The following is an 18,388-nucleotide window of genomic DNA, read 5'->3' on the forward strand; positions in this document are numbered from 1 at the left end:
CCATCATGAAGTTTAATTTAATAAACAAGACTTTCTAAATTAATGCTTATTTATTAATAATGATTGAAGGTGTTTTGATAATTTCATATAAAAAAGACTCCCAATAATTAGCAAAAAAAAAAGAGAGTCATAATCAGATAAACTGACTAGACTCCCGCTGTATTTTAATGCTTAAATATTCTTTGAGAAGGTAAATACACAAATAATTAAATTTTCTTTTTAAAAGAAATCTCTTTCATATTCACCAATAAATCTAAGACAATTGAAAGTATCAAAAGATTAAATTTTTGTTCTGATTCAAAAACAAAACTCAAGCAAGCTGCAGCCATAAAAATCATATTACCAAGCTTAAGAAGTTCTAACCAATGAAAATAAGCGACTTTTTTAAGATCTAAATTTATCCCTCTATAAACGATATTTAAAACCAATCCTAAACCAAGAAAAATAATACCGAAAGCATCATCTTGTAAAATAAAAAGAGCACCTATAATAATTAATATAGTTGCCAAAGTATAAAGAATTGAGCGTATTTTAGACATCAATTTATTTTTTATTATGTAATTACCTGTTTGGTTTAAAAAAGGGTATTAGGTTCATCGAAACGATTTTTACCTAAGTGCGAATAAGCAAGTGCTGTCACTTCTCTTCCGCGAGGCGTTCTTTTTATAAAACCTTCTTTAATTAAAAAAGGTTCATAAACTTCCTCAATCGTACCACTGTCTTCGCCTACAGCAGTTGCAATGGTCGTAATCCCCACTGGTCCACCTTTAAATTTATCTATAATGGTCGTTAAAATTCGATTATCCATTTCATCCAAACCATGCTTATCAATATTTAAGGCTTCAAGTGAATAACGAGTAATTTCGATATCAATAGATCCATTTCCTTTCACTTGTGCAAAATCGCGTACACGACGCAGTAATGCGTTTACAATTCGAGGTGTTCCTCTACTTCGAGAAGCAATTTCTCCAGCAGCCTCATGTGTAATCTCAACATTCAGAATTTTAGCTGATCGTTTTACAATTTGTGTTAAGATAGACATATCGTAATACTCTAAGTGTGAGTTGATACCAAAACGAGCACGAAGAGGTGATGTTAATAAGCCAGAACGAGTCGTAGCACCAATCAAGGTAAATGGATTTAATTCCAATTGAATTGAACGCGCTGCAGGTCCTTTATCGATCACAATGTCTATTCTGAAGTCCTCCATTGCGGAATACAGATATTCTTCGACTATGGGGCTTAAACGGTGTATCTCGTCGATGAAAAGAACATCATTCTCATCGAGATTGGTTAAAAGTCCTGCCAAATCTCCAGGTTTGTCTAAAACAGGACCAGATGTGATTTTAATGCCAACTCCCAATTCATTTGCAAGAATATTCGATAGAGTTGTTTTACCTAGACCTGGAGGTCCGTGAAGTAAAACATGATCCAAAGCTTCTCCACGCATTTTAGCTGCTTTCACAAAAATGTCAAGATTCTCAACAATCTTTTGTTGTCCACTAAAGTCCTCAAAACGTAAGGGTCTTAATTGTTGATCGACATCAATCTCCTTATCCTTAATGTCTTGATTTCTTATGTCGAGCTTATCATCCATTTTATAAGTGTTGTATAAAAGCAGTTTAAAATAGCTAGCAAACTGTATATTGCAAAGCACAAAAATAGTCTCATTTGTTCGATATAAAATCACAAATGAGATAAAAATTATCCGTGTTATTTATTTATAGATTTAAACTTTCCAGGATTTCAAAAAGTTTCTCTACATCGAAAGGTTTTGACATATGAGCACTCATACCACTATCTTTGCATTTATTCGCAGTTGCTGTAATCACATCAGCAGTAAGGGCAATAATTGGAATATCTTTGCCTTTTTCAAGTTTTCTGATGTGTTCGGTTGCTTCTAAACCATCCATTTCAGGCATCATTACATCCATCAGAATAAAATCAAATTCGCCTTGGTTAAATTCCTCTATAGCTTCAATACCATTGTTGGCAGTTACAATTTCGTAACCAAATCGTTTTAAACTAAACTTCACAACAATTTGATTCAGTTTGTTGTCTTCCACCAATAGTAATCTAAAGTTTCTATTTTCCCAGCTCATTCTTTTGTTCAGTTTAGAATAGTGTTATGCAAGATACTAAATTCATCAATATAAATTTCTTTTTCAAATTCAATTTCTCAATTTAGTTTCACCTCAAATATAACTGATTTTAGAAAGCTTTTTTTGGGGCTTATTATTTTTTCAATTTGGAGAAAACCTCAATTTTTCAAATTTGACTTTATTCACCATTCTTATCCCTTTATCAACACTTATTATATTATTATCTTTTTTTTAATTTTTCTAAAAAATATGATGATTATAATATCCTGTTGATAATGTTGGTAATTGAAAACATCTTTTATAGGATTTTAGGAGTAAATAAGTCTAATAACAGGCTATTAACATAGGTTGTTAATATAGGGCTTTTGTTTTAGAGCGTTTTATGGGTGTTATGAACAATCTGTTGATAACGTATTTTTCTGAAAAGAATTCGCTAGTTTACTATTAACAGATTGTTGATAAGCTGTTGGAAGATCTAATTTCAGTACTTAAAAGTAAAATTGGTTAGTTGGGATATTTTTTTCATAGGAAATGCTTAATTAAATATCCTAAGAATTGTTTCGAATATTTAATAAGAAAAAATCAACAGTATGTTAACTAAATGTGAACAAAACTGTTGATTTCTTCAAAAACTGTTGTAAATACTTGCTTATTAGAATCATATGTACTCTATTGCATGAAAAAATAAAAACGATACTCAATGTTCTCTATTAACTTTAATACTAACCATATTCTGATGTATAATTCTAATAAGGTTTATGAATGCTTATACTTGTTTTAAATAAAAAGGTTGCATTTATCTTTGAGTTTTTTTAAATTTTTCAATACATTTTAGATTTTAATATTTATCCCTTTTTAAGGTAAAAAAAAGCAGCTACATTTAAAATGCAGCTGCTTATTAAAACGATTAGAATTTAGTTTCTAGTGATACATCTCTGTATAAAGAAATCGCTTAATATTTCGTTTTGGTGTTTTTTCGAACTCTTCAGGAAAAAGAATTATCCTTGATACGTTCATATAAGCTGGAAGATTCTTATTCAAAATTTTTCGGTCTGATTCGAAAGCTTCTTGAATTTCCTCCTTTGTTAAACCTTCTGCATCGCAAACTTCATAATCTGGATAAACCAGAGCAATTAATTTGTGATCCTTATCGTCGGTGATAATTGACTCTTGTATAAAAGGTAAATTATTTAATATAGATTCTATTTCTTCAGGATAGATATTTTGCCCCGATGGACCTAAAAGCATGTTTTTGCTTCGGCCTTTAATATAGATTACATCATCTTGATCAACGACACCTAAATCGCCTGTTTTTAACCAGCCATCCTTTGTTAAAGCCTCGGCTGTGGCTTCCGTATTTTTGTAATAACCTGTCATTACATTATCGCCCTTAACTTGTATTTCACCAACGATATTTAAGGGGTCTTTTGAATCGATTCGCACTTGCATTCTATCGACGACATGACCACATGAATGGGGGCGAAATTTACCACTAGGACTATAACTAATCAATGGACCACATTCTGTCATTCCATAGCCAATGGAAAATGGAAAATCTATCTTTTTAAGAAAATCTTCAACTTCTTTACTTAAGGCAGCACCACCTATAATAACTTCGATAAATTGGCCGCCAAAAGTTTCTATAAGTGAATTTCTAATTTTTTTATAAACCTTCTTTTCCAGTATAGGAACTTTTAGCATTAGCTTTACACGACGACTCTCTAAAGCAGGTAAAATACGTTTCTTATATATTTTCTCCATGATTAATGGCACCAAACAAATAAGTCGAGGCTTAACCTCCTGAAAAGCTTTGGTTATAAGTTGTGGGGTAGGAACGCGTGATAGAAAAACCACATGACACCCACAACAAAACTCGGTAAGGAATTCAAACATACAACCAAAAACGTGTGCCAATGGTAAAAATGAAACAACCTTATCCTGTGGTCTCAAATCGATATGATCGAAACCAATTTGTACATTGGAATGTAAACTTCGATAAGTTAGCATAACGCCTTTTGAAAAACCAGATGTTCCTGATGTGTATGAGAGAACTGCTATCTCATTTTCTTTAGGATCGGCATATTCCAACTGATTCTTATCTAAAATCTTTTTGCTTGCTTTTTCATGGGCAATTTTCAAAGTCTTCTCTAATTTATCACAAGAAGTACAGAGTAGCGAAAAATCGTTTAATGAGAGAATCCCTTTTATCTTTTTAATCTTTGAATCATCAATTTTATTAAAAATATTCTCTGTTGCAAAAAGTAAAGATGCTTCAGAATGATTGATGATGTGATGAATATCCCCAGAGTTAAAATCTGGGAGAATTGGAACAATGGTAGCACCATAAGTGACAGTGGCCAGATAAGTAACTGCCCAATTGTTTAGGTTACGACCAATAAGCGCAATTTTATCTCCTTTTTTTATGCCCATCTCTTTATAGAGAATATGAAGCCATTGGATATGCTGAGCGACTTCTTTAAAACTCAGGCTATCTTTTTGGTAGTTGGTAAAGGCTGGAGACTCCCAGTTATTTTGAATACTTTCCTTAATGGAATGGATTAACTTGTTTTGAATCATAGGTTTAATGTATAGTTCTAAGTTTCTAAAGGTACTAATCTGATTAAAAAATCAAGATTTAGCCATATTAAATTTTACTAAGTCTCAAATTAGATTCAATAAATCAATCATTTAGATAATCTTTCCTTTTAGTGATATTTATCTTTAATATTCGGATTTGTTTTTATTTAAGGAGACTTGTTCACCTAAGCTTTTTATGATTTAATTCTATGTAACTAAGCTTAATTGAATGCATTTTTATATTTTTGTAGCCTTGTTATCGGTTTTCTTATTTTAAGCCGATGCGTATTATCTCATTAAGTCAGAATAAAAATGGAACAGAAAAGAATTAAGATCAAAGATCTGTTAGTTTCGAAAGAGTACGGCAGTGAAGTAAATGTTAAAGGATGGGTAAGAACCAAGCGTGGTAATAAGCAAATTAATTTTGTTGCTTTGAATGACGGTTCTACTATTAATAATATTCAGATCGTTGTTGATGTTCCTAGTTTTAATGAGGACTTGTTAAAGAAGATTACGACGGGTGCTGCTATTTCGGTTAATGGAAAATTAATTGAATCGGCAGGTAGTGGACAATCAGTAGAATTAGAGGCAACTGAAATTGAAGTTTTAGGTGTATCGGATCCTGAGAAATACCCATTGCAGCCTAAAAAACATTCTTTAGAATTCTTAAGAGAAAAGGCACATTTACGTTTCCGTACTAATACTTTTTCAGCGGTATTCCGTATTCGTCATGCTATGGCATTTGCTGTGCACGAGTTTTTCAACAAAAAGGGTTTCTTCTATATGCACACACCTCTTATCACCGGTTCTGATGCCGAGGGTGCTGGTGAAATGTTTAGAGTATCAACTTTAGATCCTAAAAATCCACCTTTAAACGAGGATGGAAGCATTAATTATAAGGAAGATTTCTTTGGTAAGGAAACTAATCTTACGGTTTCTGGTCAGCTGGAAGGTGAGCTAGGCGCTATGGCCTTGGGTGAAATATACACTTTTGGTCCTACTTTCCGTGCAGAGAACTCAAATACAACCCGTCACCTTGCTGAATTTTGGATGATTGAGCCAGAAATGGCGTTTTACGATATCGTTGACAATATGGATTTGGCCGAGGAGTTTTTGAAGTATCTAATTAAATATGCTTTAGATAACTGCATGACCGATCTTGAATTCTTAAGCAAGCGTCTTCAGGAAGAAGAAAAAGGCAAAAAAGCGGATGAGCAATCAATGGAACTGATCGAGAAGTTGAGATTTGTATTGGAGGATGACTTTGTTCGTTTAACTTACACTGAAGCTATCGATATTCTGCGTAACTCTAAGCCAAACAAGAATAAGAAATTTCAATATGTGATTGATGGTTGGGGTGCTGATCTTCAATCGGAACACGAGCGTTATCTGGTTGAGAAGAAATTCAAAAAACCAGTGATTCTGATTGATTATCCAAAAGAGATCAAGTCATTTTATATGAAACAGAATGATGATGGTAAAACCGTTGCGGCTATGGATATTCTATTCCCAGGTATAGGCGAAATTGTTGGTGGATCGCAACGTGAAGAAGATTACGATAAATTAACGACTCGTATGAAAGAAATGGGTGTTCCTGCTGAAGATATGGATTGGTATTTAGATACTCGTCGTTTCGGAACGGCAACACACTCAGGTTTCGGACTAGGTTTTGAGCGTATGATGCTGTTTGTTACAGGTATGGGTAATATTCGCGACGTAATTCCTTTTCCACGTACACCAAAAAATGCTGAATTTTAAAAATATAGCACAAGCATATATTCAAGTCGGTTCTTTTAGAGCCGACTTTTTTTGTGTTAAACTTTTCTGTTAAAAGTCTTTTTATTCAGTCTTTCTGCTTGTATATTTACCTTTATTTAATTCATTTATCTTTTGTGGTTTGATATTTGTATAAACAATCTACAATTTATAAATATCCTATATTATAGACAACAGTTAAGTACATATATGCTGAAGCAGAGCCTACAACAAAAATTATTACAAAAGTTATCACCTCAACAAATTCAGGTGATCAAACTTCTCGAGCTTCCTACTCTTCAACTTGAAGAAAGAATAAAAAAAGAGTTGGAAGAAAATCCTGTTCTTGACGAAGGTGGAAGTGACGAAGCCGTTCAGGAGGATTATCAGGAAGAAGAGCATGAAGTAAAAGACAAGGATAAGGAAGAATTCTCATTGGAGGATTATATGGACGATGATGACACCCCTTCTTATAAATTAGCAGCTCAAAACTATTCTAAAGACGATAAGCACGAGGATATACCTTTCTCTGGAGGGACAACCTTTCATGAACAATTAGTATCTCAGTTGGGGTTAAGAATACTAACACCTGAAAAAGCTGCTTTGGCCGAATATCTGATTGGTAATATAGATGAAGATGGCTACTTGCGTCGCGATATTGATAGTATTGTTGATGATTTGGCTTTTTCAACAGGTATAAATACAAGTTTTGAAGAATTGGTGGAGTTACTACATATAATTCAGGATTTTGATCCAGTTGGTGTTGGTGCTCGCGATTTACAGGAATGTTTACTGCTTCAAATCAAACGTAAGGGCTCTCACAATCCAGATGTGAAAATAGCTCATCAGATTCTTAAAAAATATTTCGATGAATTTACTCGCAAGCACTACGATAAAATTCAGAATCGTTTAAATTTAGATGATGACGATTTTAAATGTGCTGTAGATGAGATTTTAAAATTAAATCCCAAACCTGGTGGCGCTTTTGTCAACCCTATGTCTAAGCCTTCACCTACCATTATTCCTGATTTTATTCTCGAGGAGCAAGACGGTGAATTAAATTTGAGTTTGAATTCTCGCAACGTTCCCGATTTGCATATCAATCGATCTTATGCTGATATGATTCACGATTATTCTACCAATAAGGATAATCAGTCACGGGAACAGAAAGAGGCTGTGATGTTTGTCAAACAAAAGCTCGATTCTGCGAAATGGTTTATAGATGCCATTCGTCAACGTCAGAACACACTAATGCTGAGCATGAAAGCCATTATAGATTTTCAGCGTGAGTATTTTATAGAGGGCGACGAAAAGAAATTAAGACCGATGATTTTGAAAGATATTTCAGAGCTAACCTCTTTGGATATTTCAACGATCTCTCGTGTTTCAAACTCTAAATATATTCAAACACATTTTGGTATATTTTCATTAAAATATTTCTTTTCTGAAGGTTTACAAACTGATACAGGTGAGGAAGTATCTACTCGTGAAATTAAGAATATTCTTAAAGAGTGTGTCGATAATGAAGACAAGAAAAAACCACTTACCGATGATAAGCTGGCTGCAATTCTTAAAGAAAAATCTTACTTAATTGCTCGAAGAACAGTGGCTAAATATCGCGAACAGTTGAATATTCCTGTAGCGCGATTAAGAAAAGAACTCTAAAAAAACAGTTGAATTCCATGAACTATTCCAGAATTATATTGGGGCTTGCCCATCCTATGCTAATGCCCTTATATGCCATCTATTTAATTTTTCATTCCAATACTTTCCTCGATTTTACACCATTTACATTGGTAAAGGCTATATATATGATTGTTTTTATTACGACCATATTATTACCGATTAGTTGTTTGCCTCTATTAAAATCGTATTCACTTATCAGTAGTTATAGTTTGACCGAGCGTAAGGATAGAATGATTCCTTTGGCTTTGGCTATTTTATCCTATAGTTTGGGTTTTTATCTTTTGATGAAGCTACCTGGAACAAATATATTCGCACGTTTACAGCTTGCAGGTATAATTAGTTTGACCTTACTGTTGATAATCTCTTACTGGTGGAAGATAAGTCTGCATATGGCAGGTATTGGTGGTTTATGTGCTTTAATCTTTACATTCTCCATCCGTTTTTCTACTTCGCTACGCAGCATGTTTATGATGGCTATTTTGGCAGCAGGTTTTTTAGCCTTCTCACGCTTGAAATTGGAAGTACATAAGCCAACTCAAATTTATGCAGGTTTTCTTTTAGGATTTGTAGTAGTCGGGGGGACATTCTTGTTTCAATAGGAATTTAATATTGAGAAATCAAAGCACAAAAAAAAGAGCTCATATGAGCTCTTTATTATTCTTTTAAAATCCACAAATCAGGTTTGTGATTCAATTTCTTTAATCTTTTTAATTCCCTAACGGCTACCTTTTTATTGGAGAATGATTGGATAACAACTCGGTATTTACCATTTGTTTCAATTACCCTACAAGGGTATCCTTTTTTATAAAGCTGCTGGCTTAAATTAAGAGCCGTATTTTTCCTCTTACTACTTCCTCCAACAATATGGTAGTTGAACAAGGCTCTGTTCTCAAGAATTTGAGTTAACGAGAATTTTTTGGATAATTGTTGACTTTCGGGCGAAGGCGCTTTAGGTACTTTTCTATTTGCCGTAAGCTCAACAATATTAGTTCCATCAAGTTTTGTCAGTTCTTTTTTACTGCAAGCTGATAGGATTAATATAAGTGAAATTAAGCTGTATTTTAACGACTTCATAGAATTAAATATAGTTAATGCTTTATATGCAACCAAACACTTTCTCGTCCTTCGGTCAATCGTGCTATTCTCAATTCTTTGAATGCTTCGGTACGATTAGAAAATTCTTTATATGACACACGGTAAAAATTATTTGGTGCAGGAATTATCCGAGAATCATAACCTTCTTGCTGAAGCTTAGATTGCATTCTTTTTGCGTTAGCTTGACTTTTAAAACTTGCCGAAATCAAGAAATATTTATTGATAGCTTTTTTAACGACTTCTTTAGGAACAACTTTCTCAGTAGGCTTTTTCTGTTCTGTCTTAGCTTTGACGATTTTTTTTGTCGTCTTTGGGTTTTTTAAGGTTTTCTTTTCTTCCTTACAGGCACTCATCCCAATAGTTAAACAAAGGAATGTAATAAATAGGATCTTATATTTTGTATTCATATGGATGCAAATTTAATATAATGCAAATCAAATTATTAACAAATATAAGAGATTTCGCTAAACCCCAAAGCGATAATAATCATTATTTAACTTTAGAATATCTATTTTTATGCGGAATGTAATTATTTTTGGATGGCATTTTAAAGTTTAAATTAAAACCATCATCCGTTTTCAAATAGATAAGTTTATTATTTGAAACCCGATATTCGATAAATTCAAAAAACTAATAATATAACGTATGAAAAGAATTGCTTTAGTCGCTCATAACCAAAAAAAAAGTGAAATGTTAGCTTGGGTGAAACGTCATATGGACGAATTAAAAAAGCACAAATTAATTGGGACTACAAATACTTCAAAATTATTGAATTCTGTTTTAGATCTTGAAGTTGAAGGATTTGGTCATGGCCCCAATGGAGGAGATATTCTTTTGGCTGCTCAGATACTAGAAGGTAAAGTTGATGAAGTTATTTTCTTGATTGATGCTGAAACCCCACACGGTCATGAGCACGATATTCAGACTTTAATCAGAACAGCTGTATTAAATAATGTGCCCATTGCCTTGAATTTAGCGACCGCAGATTTCTTGGTTGAACTTAATAAAACAGAAAGAGATAAAGAAGTTTAATTTGGATTGAATTTTGATAAAATATTCTTTGTGAAAGTTTTTTAAAAGCTCCCAATAAACTGATTTATTGTGAGCTTTTTTTCGTTTATTGGGAACTTATTACTTACTACCAAATGACTAACCCCAGCCCCTAATGAAGGACTTTTATAAATATGAATTTAACGAAGAATTAAATATTCTTTATAAGTATTACTATGGACCAATTAGCTTAGAAGATATTTTTTCTTCTTGGGAGCATGCTATTAACAATAATATAATTCCATGTGATATTAAGGGATTTATTCTTGACTTTAGAAAATCAACTTTTAATTTTAAAGTGGAGAGATTTGTCGATATATCAAATTTTTACAAGAAACATATTGATGTTTTTAGAGGGACTAAGCTTGCATTAATCTCTGTTGATCCTAAAGATCTTGTAATACCTATTTTGTTTAAAACAAAAGATGAAGGTTATATATCAGAGCCTTTTAGTACGGAAAAAGCTGCTGTTGATTGGATTCTATCTTAATTTTTATTGTCCTTAAAAATGTAGTTATATCTTGCTGTTAACCTTAAATTAACACAAAGGTAAAATTTAGGAAACACCCTTCATTTCAACTGTTTGTAGATTTGTATCGAACTTACAAATCGAAAAACATGGATAATTTTTATTTAATACTTGTTGTTGTGCTTTTTGCGCTAGCGATCTCTGACTTAATTGTTGGGGTGAGTAACGATGCGGTCAATTTCTTAAATTCGGCATTCGGTTCTAAAGCAGCTCCACGTTGGGCAATCCTGATAATTGCCAGTTTGGGTATTCTTGTTGGAGCAACATTTTCTAGTGGTATGATGGAAGTGGCTAGAAAGGGTATTTTTCACCCAGATCAGTTTTACTTTGCTGAAATCATGATCATTTTTGTTGCCGTCATGTTAACGGATATTATTCTCTTAGACTTTTATAACACGATTGGTCTACCAACATCTACAACGGTTTCTATTGTGTTCGAATTGCTTGGTGCTGCAGTTGCTGTTGCCTTGGTAAAAATTATGAACTCTGATCAAACCCTAGCAGATTTGGGTAGCTATATTAACTCTGCGAAAGCGCTAGCCATTATAACGGGTATACTCTTGAGTGTTGTTATAGCTTTCTCTGCCGGAGCTTTGGTTCAATATATTACTCGAATTATTTTTACCTATAAATATGATAAGAGGTTTAAATACTTCGGAGCTATTTTTGGTGGATTTGCTATTACTGCTATCACCTATTTTATCTTGATTAAAGGAGCAAAGGGATCTTCATTTATATCGAAAGATGCGCTTGTTTGGATCAAGTCGAATACATTTACAATTTTAGCTTTTTGTTTTGTAGGGTGGAGCGTTATCTTGCAACTATTGGTATGGCTAGTTCGTCTAGATATCCTTAAGGTTATTGTACTAGTAGGAACTTTTGCTTTGGCTATGGCTTTTGCAGGTAATGATTTGGTTAACTTTATTGGAGTCCCATTGGCAGGATTTAAATCATTCCAGGCTTTCGTTGCAAGTGGTTCTGGTGATCCATATAGCTTTACTATGGAAATGCTAACGGGAAAAGTTCAAACCGAAACTTATCTTTTGCTAATTGCTGGTTTAGTTATGACAGTTACTCTTTGGTTTTCGAAGAAAGCAAGAACAGTAACTGAGACTGAATTGAGTTTAAGTAATCAAAATGAAGGCGATGAGCGTTTTGGCTCTTCTTATTTTGGTCGTTTAATAGTACGTCGTTCATTATCAGCCAATAGTCATTTGAGAGGTATTTTACCAGAGCGTATTCAAAGAAGCATTAATAAGAGTTTTGTACAACCAGCAGCTGCTGCTAATATTGATAAAAAGGATATTCCAGCTTTTGATATGATTCGAGCTTCAGTAAACCTGACTGTAGCGAGTATTTTGATTGCAATTGGTACATCTTTAAAATTACCCCTTTCTACGACTTACGTTACTTTTATGGTTGCGATGGGTACGTCATTGGCTGACAGAGCCTGGGGACGTGATTCTGCTGTTTATCGTATTACAGGTGTGATTACAGTCATCGGAGGTTGGTTCTTTACTGCATTTAGTGCTTTCACTGCTGCCTTTATCTTTGCAAATTTGATAAACTGGTTTGGTGCTTATGCAATCTTTGGATTATTAGTTCTTGCTATATTCTTTGTTATTCGTTCACATAGGGCTCATAAGCTTAAAAATGAGACAAATGATTCTGTAGACAACGATTCATTAATTATAAAAGGCGATGCCGCAGAGCAATGTACTTATGCTGTTTCTTCTTTGACTGCTAAAATCCCAGCTATTTTTGGTAAGATGATTACGGGTTTGGCTTATGAAGATAGAGCAAATCTTAAGGCATGTTCAAAGAAGGTGAATAAGTTAAATTCTGAAGTCAAGAAAATTAAAAATCAGGTGCCTTCTATGGTTAAAATTCTTCGAGCAGACAGTGTCTATTCGGGAGCATTCTATGTTCAGTTAATCGATTATCTTCGTGAGATGGCCCATGCAATAAGCTTTATTGTGGAACCTGTTTACGAGTATATCGATAATAACCATAAAGCTTTAGAGGCTGAACAAATTGAAGAATTGAATGTTATTCAAGCAAAATTATCTCAATTCTTTACGCATATTAACGCGATTATTAATGATAGGGATTATGGATTAGTAAATATTGACTCTGTACTTGAAGAACAAGAAGGCTTATTGAAATCAATTAAGAGGTTCAGAAAGGAACAAATTAAGCGAATTAAGGCCGAGAAGGTTGGAACAAGAAATTCGGTTCTATTCTTAGGAGTCCTAAGTGAGACTAAGAATCTGGTATTATATGCAGGGAATCTTCTAAAGTCTGCTCGTGATTTTGCTACTTCAAATAAAGATGAGTATCAGGATTAATTTATAGAATATAAATTAAGTTACTACTAAAAATGAGAGCTGTTCATATTTATGAACAGCTCTCATTTTAATATATATAATTATTTCGAAGCAGATTGTGAGACTATCAACTTGAATAGTTTTTTCATGCCAATACTTGCTTTCTCTTTTATGAAAGTGCGTTGACCATATGAAGACATATTAACTTCATTAGGATCTATAATATAAATTGGGCAATGAGAGGGTGCGTAATCAATTAAACCAGCAGCGGGGTATACATTCATTGATGTACCAACAATGACAAGTATGTCAGCTTTAGAAACGAGAACTGAAGCCTCTGTTATGGCAGGTACAGCTTCTCCAAACCAAACGATGTGAGGTCTTAAGCGAGATCCTTTTTCACATCGACTTTCTGATGTCAGTTCCCAGTTATCTAATTCATAAATAAGATCAGGATCTATCGTACTTCTTGCTTTTTTGAGTTCTCCGTGTAAATGCAGAATCTTTGAACTGCCTGCTCTTTCATGTAAATCATCTACATTTTGCGTGATGATTTCAACATCGAAATACGTTTCAAGCTCATGTAGAAGTAGGTGAGCATTATTGGGCTGGCAATTCAGAAGTTGTTTTCGTCTTTCATTATAGAAGCGAGTAACCAGTTCGGGATCTCTTTCCCAGGCTTGAGGACTTGCGACTTCCATAACATCGTACTCTTCCCATAAGCCTCCCATTTCACGAAAAGTTCTTAAACCACTTTCAGCACTAATTCCAGCTCCGGAAAGTACGACAAGTTTTTTCTTATTAGGCATGTTTTCTCTATTTAATCTCGTTTAGAAATTAAAGATAAGAAATTTGATGTACAGATAATGAGGTATTAAATATTCCAGTTCAGTAATATGAACCGATTAGTAAAAAGGTAGGATAGAAGGGATGTGTGTTGCTTTTGATTATTTTAAAAACGTATTTTTGCTTTGAATTTTCGAGGTAGATTCTACAGTTTCAAGTTCTTCAGAATTGTATTGGCTGGGAACATTTAGGTGAAAAATTGAGCCTTTACCTAATTCGGACTCAAGTTTTATAGAACCTTTCATCAATTTCATATAACGAGAACATAGGCTTAAACCAATGCCAGCACCAGATTGCTTACGTGTATATGAATTATCAACCTGATTGAATCTTTCAAAGATTGATTGCTGTTGTTCTAAACTAATCCCAGCGCCAGTATCCTTCACAAAGATTTTAATCTTCTGATCGTCTTGCAAGGAACAAGAAAGTTGGATTTCTCCAGATTGAGTAAAATTAATGGCATTATCCAGTAGGTAGCTGATTGATTTCTCCAGCTTTTCACCATCAATTAGTATATTGGGATTAATGCAATTGACTTGATAATTAATTGTAATGTCTTTACCTAGAACTTTTATCTTCTCTTCGTAGAGGGTATATAACCTAATGATAAGAGCTTCCAGATCAATTTCGGATTCCTCGACTTGCATAATGCCCGAATCCAGTTGTGATAAATCTATAATTCGATTGAGTAAATCGAGAAGTGAACGACTGCTAATATTCAGGATAGAAGCAAATTCATTTCGTTCGTCATTAGTTAGTGACTCGTCTCTCAGGATGTCCGATGCTCCAATGATGGCATTCATGGGCGTGCGTATTTCATGTGAAATATTCGCAAGGAAAGCATTCTTTATATCTTCTGCTCCTTCTGCTCTTTGTAATGCCTCTGCTAACTGTTCTTCAAGCTCGCAGTAAGTCGGACGTTTATCCATTCAGGAATCTTTTCTAATGGTACTTTATTGTGAGAGTTTGTGATAATAAGGGTATCACTTTATTCAAAAGGTTAACTAGACAATTGCTTCTTCAACAATATCTTTCTGAGTTAGTTCATTATGTCCACCTTTTACCTCTAGTAATTGCTCTGCGCTAATAATCTCGAAATTATTCATCATAGTATGTTTTGGAAAATTAATAAAAAAATTAAACAATAGCTTCTTCAACAATATCTTTCTGAGTTAGCTCATTATGACCACCTTTTACTTCTAATAATTGCTGTGTGTTAAGAATTTCAAAATTTTCCATGGTTATTTAAATTATAAAGTGAATATTGGAATCGTTTTACATCCCTTTATTCCCTTTTTGGATAAAAAGTAACCCAGAAAGTGAAAGTTTTTTTTCAAAAACATAAATAAGTCCTATGTTTTGAATAATTTTGCAGGGCCTATTTATCACACATTCAGCTTTTTAAAACTATTTTTCTACAGTGAAAAAAAATCAAGAAATATCTCGATATCTGCTGATTACGGCATGCTTTTTTATGCTTTGTGGATCGACCTTTCATGCAAAAGCATCAAAACCATCACCAGTTTTTCAATCAGATGTGACAACATCTGCTGATTCGACTCTGCTCATTATACTAAATAAGGCTGTCAATGAATTACGTGCTCGAAATAATAAGGGAGCGGAGAGTTTCTTTAAGCAAGCAGAAAGTAGGATTAGTGAAAGTGACTTAAAGAATTATGAGCTTTTATATCGATATAAAGTTAATTATGGGGTTACTCTTATAAGATTGGGGAACTTTAAAGATGCAATTCCCCTTTTTAATTCGGCAGAACGTATCTGTAAGAATCATTTTGGAGAATCCTCTGGTAAATTAGCTCCAGTCTACATAAACATGGGGAATATTTATTTTAATTCAAAAGACAATTTAAAAGCACAAAAATATTATGAGGCGGCTCTTTTTATTATTGATAAAAACCCAGAAGCCTCATTCTGGAGGGATCGAATAATAAGTAATCTTGGTCTGGTTTCAAAGAGCAATAAAGACTTTACTAAAGCACTCAAATATTTGTTAGAAAGTCTTGACATAAAGAAAAAAAGAAATGTGAAAGATCTTTCTTCCAGCTATAATAATATCGGCAATTGTTATGATAAACTAGGGGATAGTAAGGAAGCTGATCGTTATTTCGAAATGAGTGTACAGGAATCCATCAAATTGAATGGAGAGGGAAATTCTGATTTGGCAAATTTTTATTTGAATTATGCCATCTTTCATGCCTCTAATGAAAATGGAGCATTGGCTAAAGAATACCTAAATAAATCCTTTAAAATTTATTTAGATAAATTTGGATTGAGGCATCCAGACACGGCTCATTGTTTGAAAAATTTAGGTGGCTTGTATTTTAAAGACCAGGACTATGTTAAGGCATTAGAATATTATCAAAAAGCGCTTATTTCTAGCACCTATGACTTTGAAAGTGAAGAATGTGATCAGAATCCTAGTATCCAGCAAGTAGACGGTCAATTGACCACTTTTGATATCATTGATGATAAAGCCTCCGCCTTATATAAGTTGTATGGTACTACAAATCAGATTAAGTATTTAAAATTGTCTCTTGAGACGTTTGATTTGTGCGTTGATATTATAGATCAAATCCATATTGCTTATCAGGATGAAGAATCGAAGTTGGCATTGAGTGCCAATGAGAATGAAACCTTTTCTTCCGCTATCGAGGTGGCTGCCAAATTGTTTGAAATTACAGGTAATCCGATTTATAAAGAAAAAGCTTTTAGATATTCCGAAAGAGCTAAGGCATCTAGTTTGCGTAACTATTTAAATGATGTCGATGCTAAAACATTTGGAGGTATTCCTATTGATCTGCAAAATTTGGAGCATCAATTAAAGCAAGATATTGCTGATTATCGTGATAAGATCTATCAGGAGAGAAAACAGCTTAGACCGGTTCAGGATTCTATATCGAGTTGGCGACATACTCTTTTTGGACTGAATACTGATTATGAGCAAATGGTGAAGCGTTTCGAAAAGGAACATCCAGACTATTATGCCTTAAAGTATGATAATGCAAGTATTTCTGTAGAAGAGCTACAAGCTCAATTAAAAGATGATGAAGTCCTGATTGAATATGCCTTATCGGATTCCACCCTGTATTCTTTTGCTATAAGTTCTGATCTTTTCGAAATGAAAAAAATACCTCTAAGAAAAGGGGAATTAGAGAAAAGCATTACTGATATTCGAACCAGTTTAAAGACCAATGATTTTTCCGGTAATAGTATGCAATATTATCAGGATTATATTTCTGCAGCTCATAAGCTTTATCAATTTATGATTAAGCCTTACGAAGAGCTTATAGAGAATAAACATTTAATTATTATTCCTGAAGGTAAATTGGCCTATGTACCCTTTGGCGTATTGCTTAAGGAAAAAGGAGACCCTGAGAGCTTGAATTATCGTAATTTGGATTATCTGGTACGTCACAATCCAATAAGCTATCAAAACTCAGCTACCATTGCTTACAAGCGTCCTGAAAAGGGTTTTTCTGTCCCTTCATCCAAAAGACTATTGGCTTTTGCGCCTTCCTATGATAATGTGAGCGACTCAATCCTGGTAACCAGACAAGTTCATGACAACAAGCTTTATCCTCTGCCTGCAGCTAAAATTGAGGTTGAGAATATTTCTAAAATATTCAATGGTGAAACCTATCTGGATGAATTGGCTTCTGAAACGAATTTTAAGGCTAAAGCAGTGAGTTTTGATATACTTCATTTAGCCATGCATACTATTTTAGACGATGATAATCCGATGTATTCAAAGTTAGTTTTCACCCAAACAGGTGATAGTTTGAATGACGGTTTATTGAATGCTCATGAGATTTATAATATGAATCTTAAAGCCAGAATGGTTGTTTTGAGTGCCTGTAATTCGGGAGATGGTAAGTTTCTTAAAGGTGAGGGTGTTATGAGTTTAGCTCGTGGATTCTTCTATTCGGGTTGCCCAAGTTTAATCATGACACTTTGGACTGTGGAAGATGTTTCAGGGGCTAGCTTAATGTCTTCATTTTATAAGTACTTATCTCAAAGTTTTCCTAAGGACGTTGCTCTGCAGCAAGCCAAGCTGGAATATCTGGATACTGCCGATGCTTTGAAATCGCATCCTTACTTTTGGTCGGGCTATGTTGCCATTGGTGATACTGAAAGCTTGTTCAGATTCAGTATGATTCATAAGATTTTGATGTTCCTGGGGCTTACTTTATTGTTTGGAGGCATTTATTTCATTTGGCAACGTTCGACATCTAAAAAGACTGGCGAACAAACTCTTGACATCATGAACTTAGAATAAAACCTATTTAAGTCACTTTTCGCCTCAAAATATTAAATATCAGGTTTATTAATAAAAATAAAAGAATTACAAGGGGAGTCCATTATCGTTGGCGAATTGAGAACAAACATTATTAGATTTTGGATCT

16 protein-coding genes are annotated in these 18,388 nt (G+C 33.8%); 7 read left to right on the forward strand and 9 right to left on the reverse strand.

From position 1 onward, the window contains the following. Positions 1 to 206: 206 nt before the first annotated feature. The 4 genes from DWB61_RS00095 to DWB61_RS00110 form a co-directional block, all read right to left on the reverse strand. On the reverse strand, positions 207 to 539 hold the full coding sequence (locus DWB61_RS00095; RefSeq protein WP_125028712.1) for a hypothetical protein: 333 nt from the start codon (positions 537 to 539) through the stop codon (positions 207 to 209). 35 nt (positions 540 to 574) lie between these two features. Next, positions 575 to 1,597: a Holliday junction branch migration DNA helicase RuvB gene (gene ruvB / locus DWB61_RS00100; protein ID WP_125028714.1), complete on the reverse strand. Its 1,023-nt coding sequence runs from the start codon at positions 1,595 to 1,597 to the stop codon at positions 575 to 577. Positions 1,598 to 1,721: 124 nt separating this feature from the next. Continuing rightward, positions 1,722 to 2,102: a response regulator gene (locus DWB61_RS00105; protein WP_125028716.1), complete on the reverse strand. Its 381-nt coding sequence runs from the start codon at positions 2,100 to 2,102 to the stop codon at positions 1,722 to 1,724. A gap of 921 nt (positions 2,103 to 3,023) precedes the next feature. Beyond that, the gene (locus DWB61_RS00110; protein WP_125028717.1) at positions 3,024 to 4,679 is read right to left on the reverse strand and encodes an AMP-binding protein; all 1,656 of its coding nucleotides are present in this window, start codon (positions 4,677 to 4,679) and stop codon (positions 3,024 to 3,026) included. A gap of 312 nt (positions 4,680 to 4,991) precedes the next feature. On the opposite strand from DWB61_RS00110, the gene asnS reads away from it, so the two are divergent. The 3 genes from asnS to DWB61_RS00125 all read left to right on the forward strand — a co-directional run bounded on the left by asnS (position 4,992) and on the right by DWB61_RS00125 (position 8,719). Continuing rightward, positions 4,992 to 6,437, forward strand: coding sequence for an asparagine--tRNA ligase (gene asnS, locus DWB61_RS00115; RefSeq protein WP_125028719.1), 1,446 nt, complete (start codon positions 4,992 to 4,994; stop codon positions 6,435 to 6,437). Between the two features lie 207 nt (positions 6,438 to 6,644). Next, a complete protein-coding gene (gene rpoN / locus DWB61_RS00120) occupies positions 6,645 to 8,099 on the forward strand; it encodes an RNA polymerase factor sigma-54 (protein ID WP_125028721.1) in 1,455 nt (484 codons plus the stop codon). A 17-nt stretch (positions 8,100 to 8,116) separates the two neighbouring features. Then, the gene (locus tag DWB61_RS00125; RefSeq protein WP_125028722.1) at positions 8,117 to 8,719 is read left to right on the forward strand and encodes a PAP2 family protein; all 603 of its coding nucleotides are present in this window, start codon (positions 8,117 to 8,119) and stop codon (positions 8,717 to 8,719) included. 55 nt (positions 8,720 to 8,774) lie between these two features. Here DWB61_RS00125 and DWB61_RS00130 read toward each other — a convergent pair whose 3' ends face one another. Continuing rightward, positions 8,775 to 9,194 carry an SPOR domain-containing protein gene (locus DWB61_RS00130; protein WP_125028724.1) on the reverse strand — a complete coding sequence of 140 codons (420 nt, stop codon included), beginning with the start codon at positions 9,192 to 9,194 and terminating at the stop codon, positions 8,775 to 8,777. Between the two features lie 14 nt (positions 9,195 to 9,208). Then, on the reverse strand, positions 9,209 to 9,622 hold the full coding sequence (locus DWB61_RS00135) for an SPOR domain-containing protein (RefSeq protein ID WP_125028726.1): 414 nt from the start codon (positions 9,620 to 9,622) through the stop codon (positions 9,209 to 9,211). A 238-nt stretch (positions 9,623 to 9,860) separates the two neighbouring features. On the opposite strand from DWB61_RS00135, the gene DWB61_RS00140 reads away from it, so the two are divergent. The 3 genes from DWB61_RS00140 to DWB61_RS00150 all read left to right on the forward strand — a co-directional run bounded on the left by DWB61_RS00140 (position 9,861) and on the right by DWB61_RS00150 (position 13,142). Further along, positions 9,861 to 10,247 (forward strand): methylglyoxal synthase, encoded by a 387-nt coding sequence (locus tag DWB61_RS00140; protein ID WP_125028728.1) that lies wholly within the window; start codon positions 9,861 to 9,863, stop codon positions 10,245 to 10,247. Positions 10,248 to 10,380: 133 nt separating this feature from the next. After that, positions 10,381 to 10,755, forward strand: coding sequence for a hypothetical protein (locus tag DWB61_RS00145; protein ID WP_125028730.1), 375 nt, complete (start codon positions 10,381 to 10,383; stop codon positions 10,753 to 10,755). 128 nt (positions 10,756 to 10,883) lie between these two features. Continuing rightward, positions 10,884 to 13,142 (forward strand): inorganic phosphate transporter, encoded by a 2,259-nt coding sequence (locus tag DWB61_RS00150; protein ID WP_125028732.1) that lies wholly within the window; start codon positions 10,884 to 10,886, stop codon positions 13,140 to 13,142. An 80-nt stretch (positions 13,143 to 13,222) separates the two neighbouring features. Here the strand turns inward: DWB61_RS00150 and DWB61_RS00155 are convergent, their stop codons facing one another. From DWB61_RS00155 to DWB61_RS17720, 3 genes are all read right to left on the reverse strand, one after another. Continuing rightward, positions 13,223 to 13,930, reverse strand: coding sequence for an SIR2 family NAD-dependent protein deacylase (locus DWB61_RS00155; protein WP_125028734.1), 708 nt, complete (start codon positions 13,928 to 13,930; stop codon positions 13,223 to 13,225). Between the two features lie 138 nt (positions 13,931 to 14,068). Further along, positions 14,069 to 14,896, reverse strand: coding sequence for a sensor histidine kinase (locus DWB61_RS00160; protein ID WP_125028735.1), 828 nt, complete (start codon positions 14,894 to 14,896; stop codon positions 14,069 to 14,071). Between the two features lie 208 nt (positions 14,897 to 15,104). Beyond that, entirely contained in the window at positions 15,105 to 15,206 is a 102-nt protein-coding gene (locus DWB61_RS17720) for a bacteriocin class II family protein (protein ID WP_191984759.1), read from the reverse strand. A 181-nt stretch (positions 15,207 to 15,387) separates the two neighbouring features. Here DWB61_RS17720 and DWB61_RS00165 point away from each other — a divergent pair, with 181 nt between their 5' ends. Further along, positions 15,388 to 18,261, forward strand: coding sequence for a CHAT domain-containing protein (locus DWB61_RS00165; protein WP_125028737.1), 2,874 nt, complete (start codon positions 15,388 to 15,390; stop codon positions 18,259 to 18,261). The last annotated feature ends 127 nt before the right edge of the window (positions 18,262 to 18,388 follow it).

Origin of the sequence: Ancylomarina euxina, assembly GCF_003863355.1 — a bacterium.
Taxonomy (GTDB): Bacteria; Bacteroidota; Bacteroidia; order Bacteroidales; family Marinifilaceae; genus Ancylomarina; species Ancylomarina euxinus.

Coding starts and splice junctions, on each gene's coding strand:
- DWB61_RS00095 (WP_125028712.1), bottom strand. CDS start 539: ATGTCTAAAATACGCTCAATTCTTTATACTTTGGCAACTATATTAATT.
- ruvB (WP_125028714.1), bottom strand. CDS start 1,597: ATGGATGATAAGCTCGACATAAGAAATCAAGACATTAAGGATAAGGAG.
- DWB61_RS00105 (WP_125028716.1), bottom strand. CDS start 2,102: ATGAGCTGGGAAAATAGAAACTTTAGATTACTATTGGTGGAAGACAAC.
- DWB61_RS00110 (WP_125028717.1), bottom strand. CDS start 4,679: ATGATTCAAAACAAGTTAATCCATTCCATTAAGGAAAGTATTCAAAAT.
- asnS (WP_125028719.1), top strand. CDS start 4,992: ATGGAACAGAAAAGAATTAAGATCAAAGATCTGTTAGTTTCGAAAGAG.
- rpoN (WP_125028721.1), top strand. CDS start 6,645: ATGCTGAAGCAGAGCCTACAACAAAAATTATTACAAAAGTTATCACCT.
- DWB61_RS00125 (WP_125028722.1), top strand. CDS start 8,117: ATGAACTATTCCAGAATTATATTGGGGCTTGCCCATCCTATGCTAATG.
- DWB61_RS00130 (WP_125028724.1), bottom strand. CDS start 9,194: ATGAAGTCGTTAAAATACAGCTTAATTTCACTTATATTAATCCTATCA.
- DWB61_RS00135 (WP_125028726.1), bottom strand. CDS start 9,622: ATGAATACAAAATATAAGATCCTATTTATTACATTCCTTTGTTTAACT.
- DWB61_RS00140 (WP_125028728.1), top strand. CDS start 9,861: ATGAAAAGAATTGCTTTAGTCGCTCATAACCAAAAAAAAAGTGAAATG.
- DWB61_RS00145 (WP_125028730.1), top strand. CDS start 10,381: ATGAAGGACTTTTATAAATATGAATTTAACGAAGAATTAAATATTCTT.
- DWB61_RS00150 (WP_125028732.1), top strand. CDS start 10,884: ATGGATAATTTTTATTTAATACTTGTTGTTGTGCTTTTTGCGCTAGCG.
- DWB61_RS00155 (WP_125028734.1), bottom strand. CDS start 13,930: ATGCCTAATAAGAAAAAACTTGTCGTACTTTCCGGAGCTGGAATTAGT.
- DWB61_RS00160 (WP_125028735.1), bottom strand. CDS start 14,896: ATGGATAAACGTCCGACTTACTGCGAGCTTGAAGAACAGTTAGCAGAG.
- DWB61_RS17720 (WP_191984759.1), bottom strand. CDS start 15,206: ATGGAAAATTTTGAAATTCTTAACACACAGCAATTATTAGAAGTAAAA.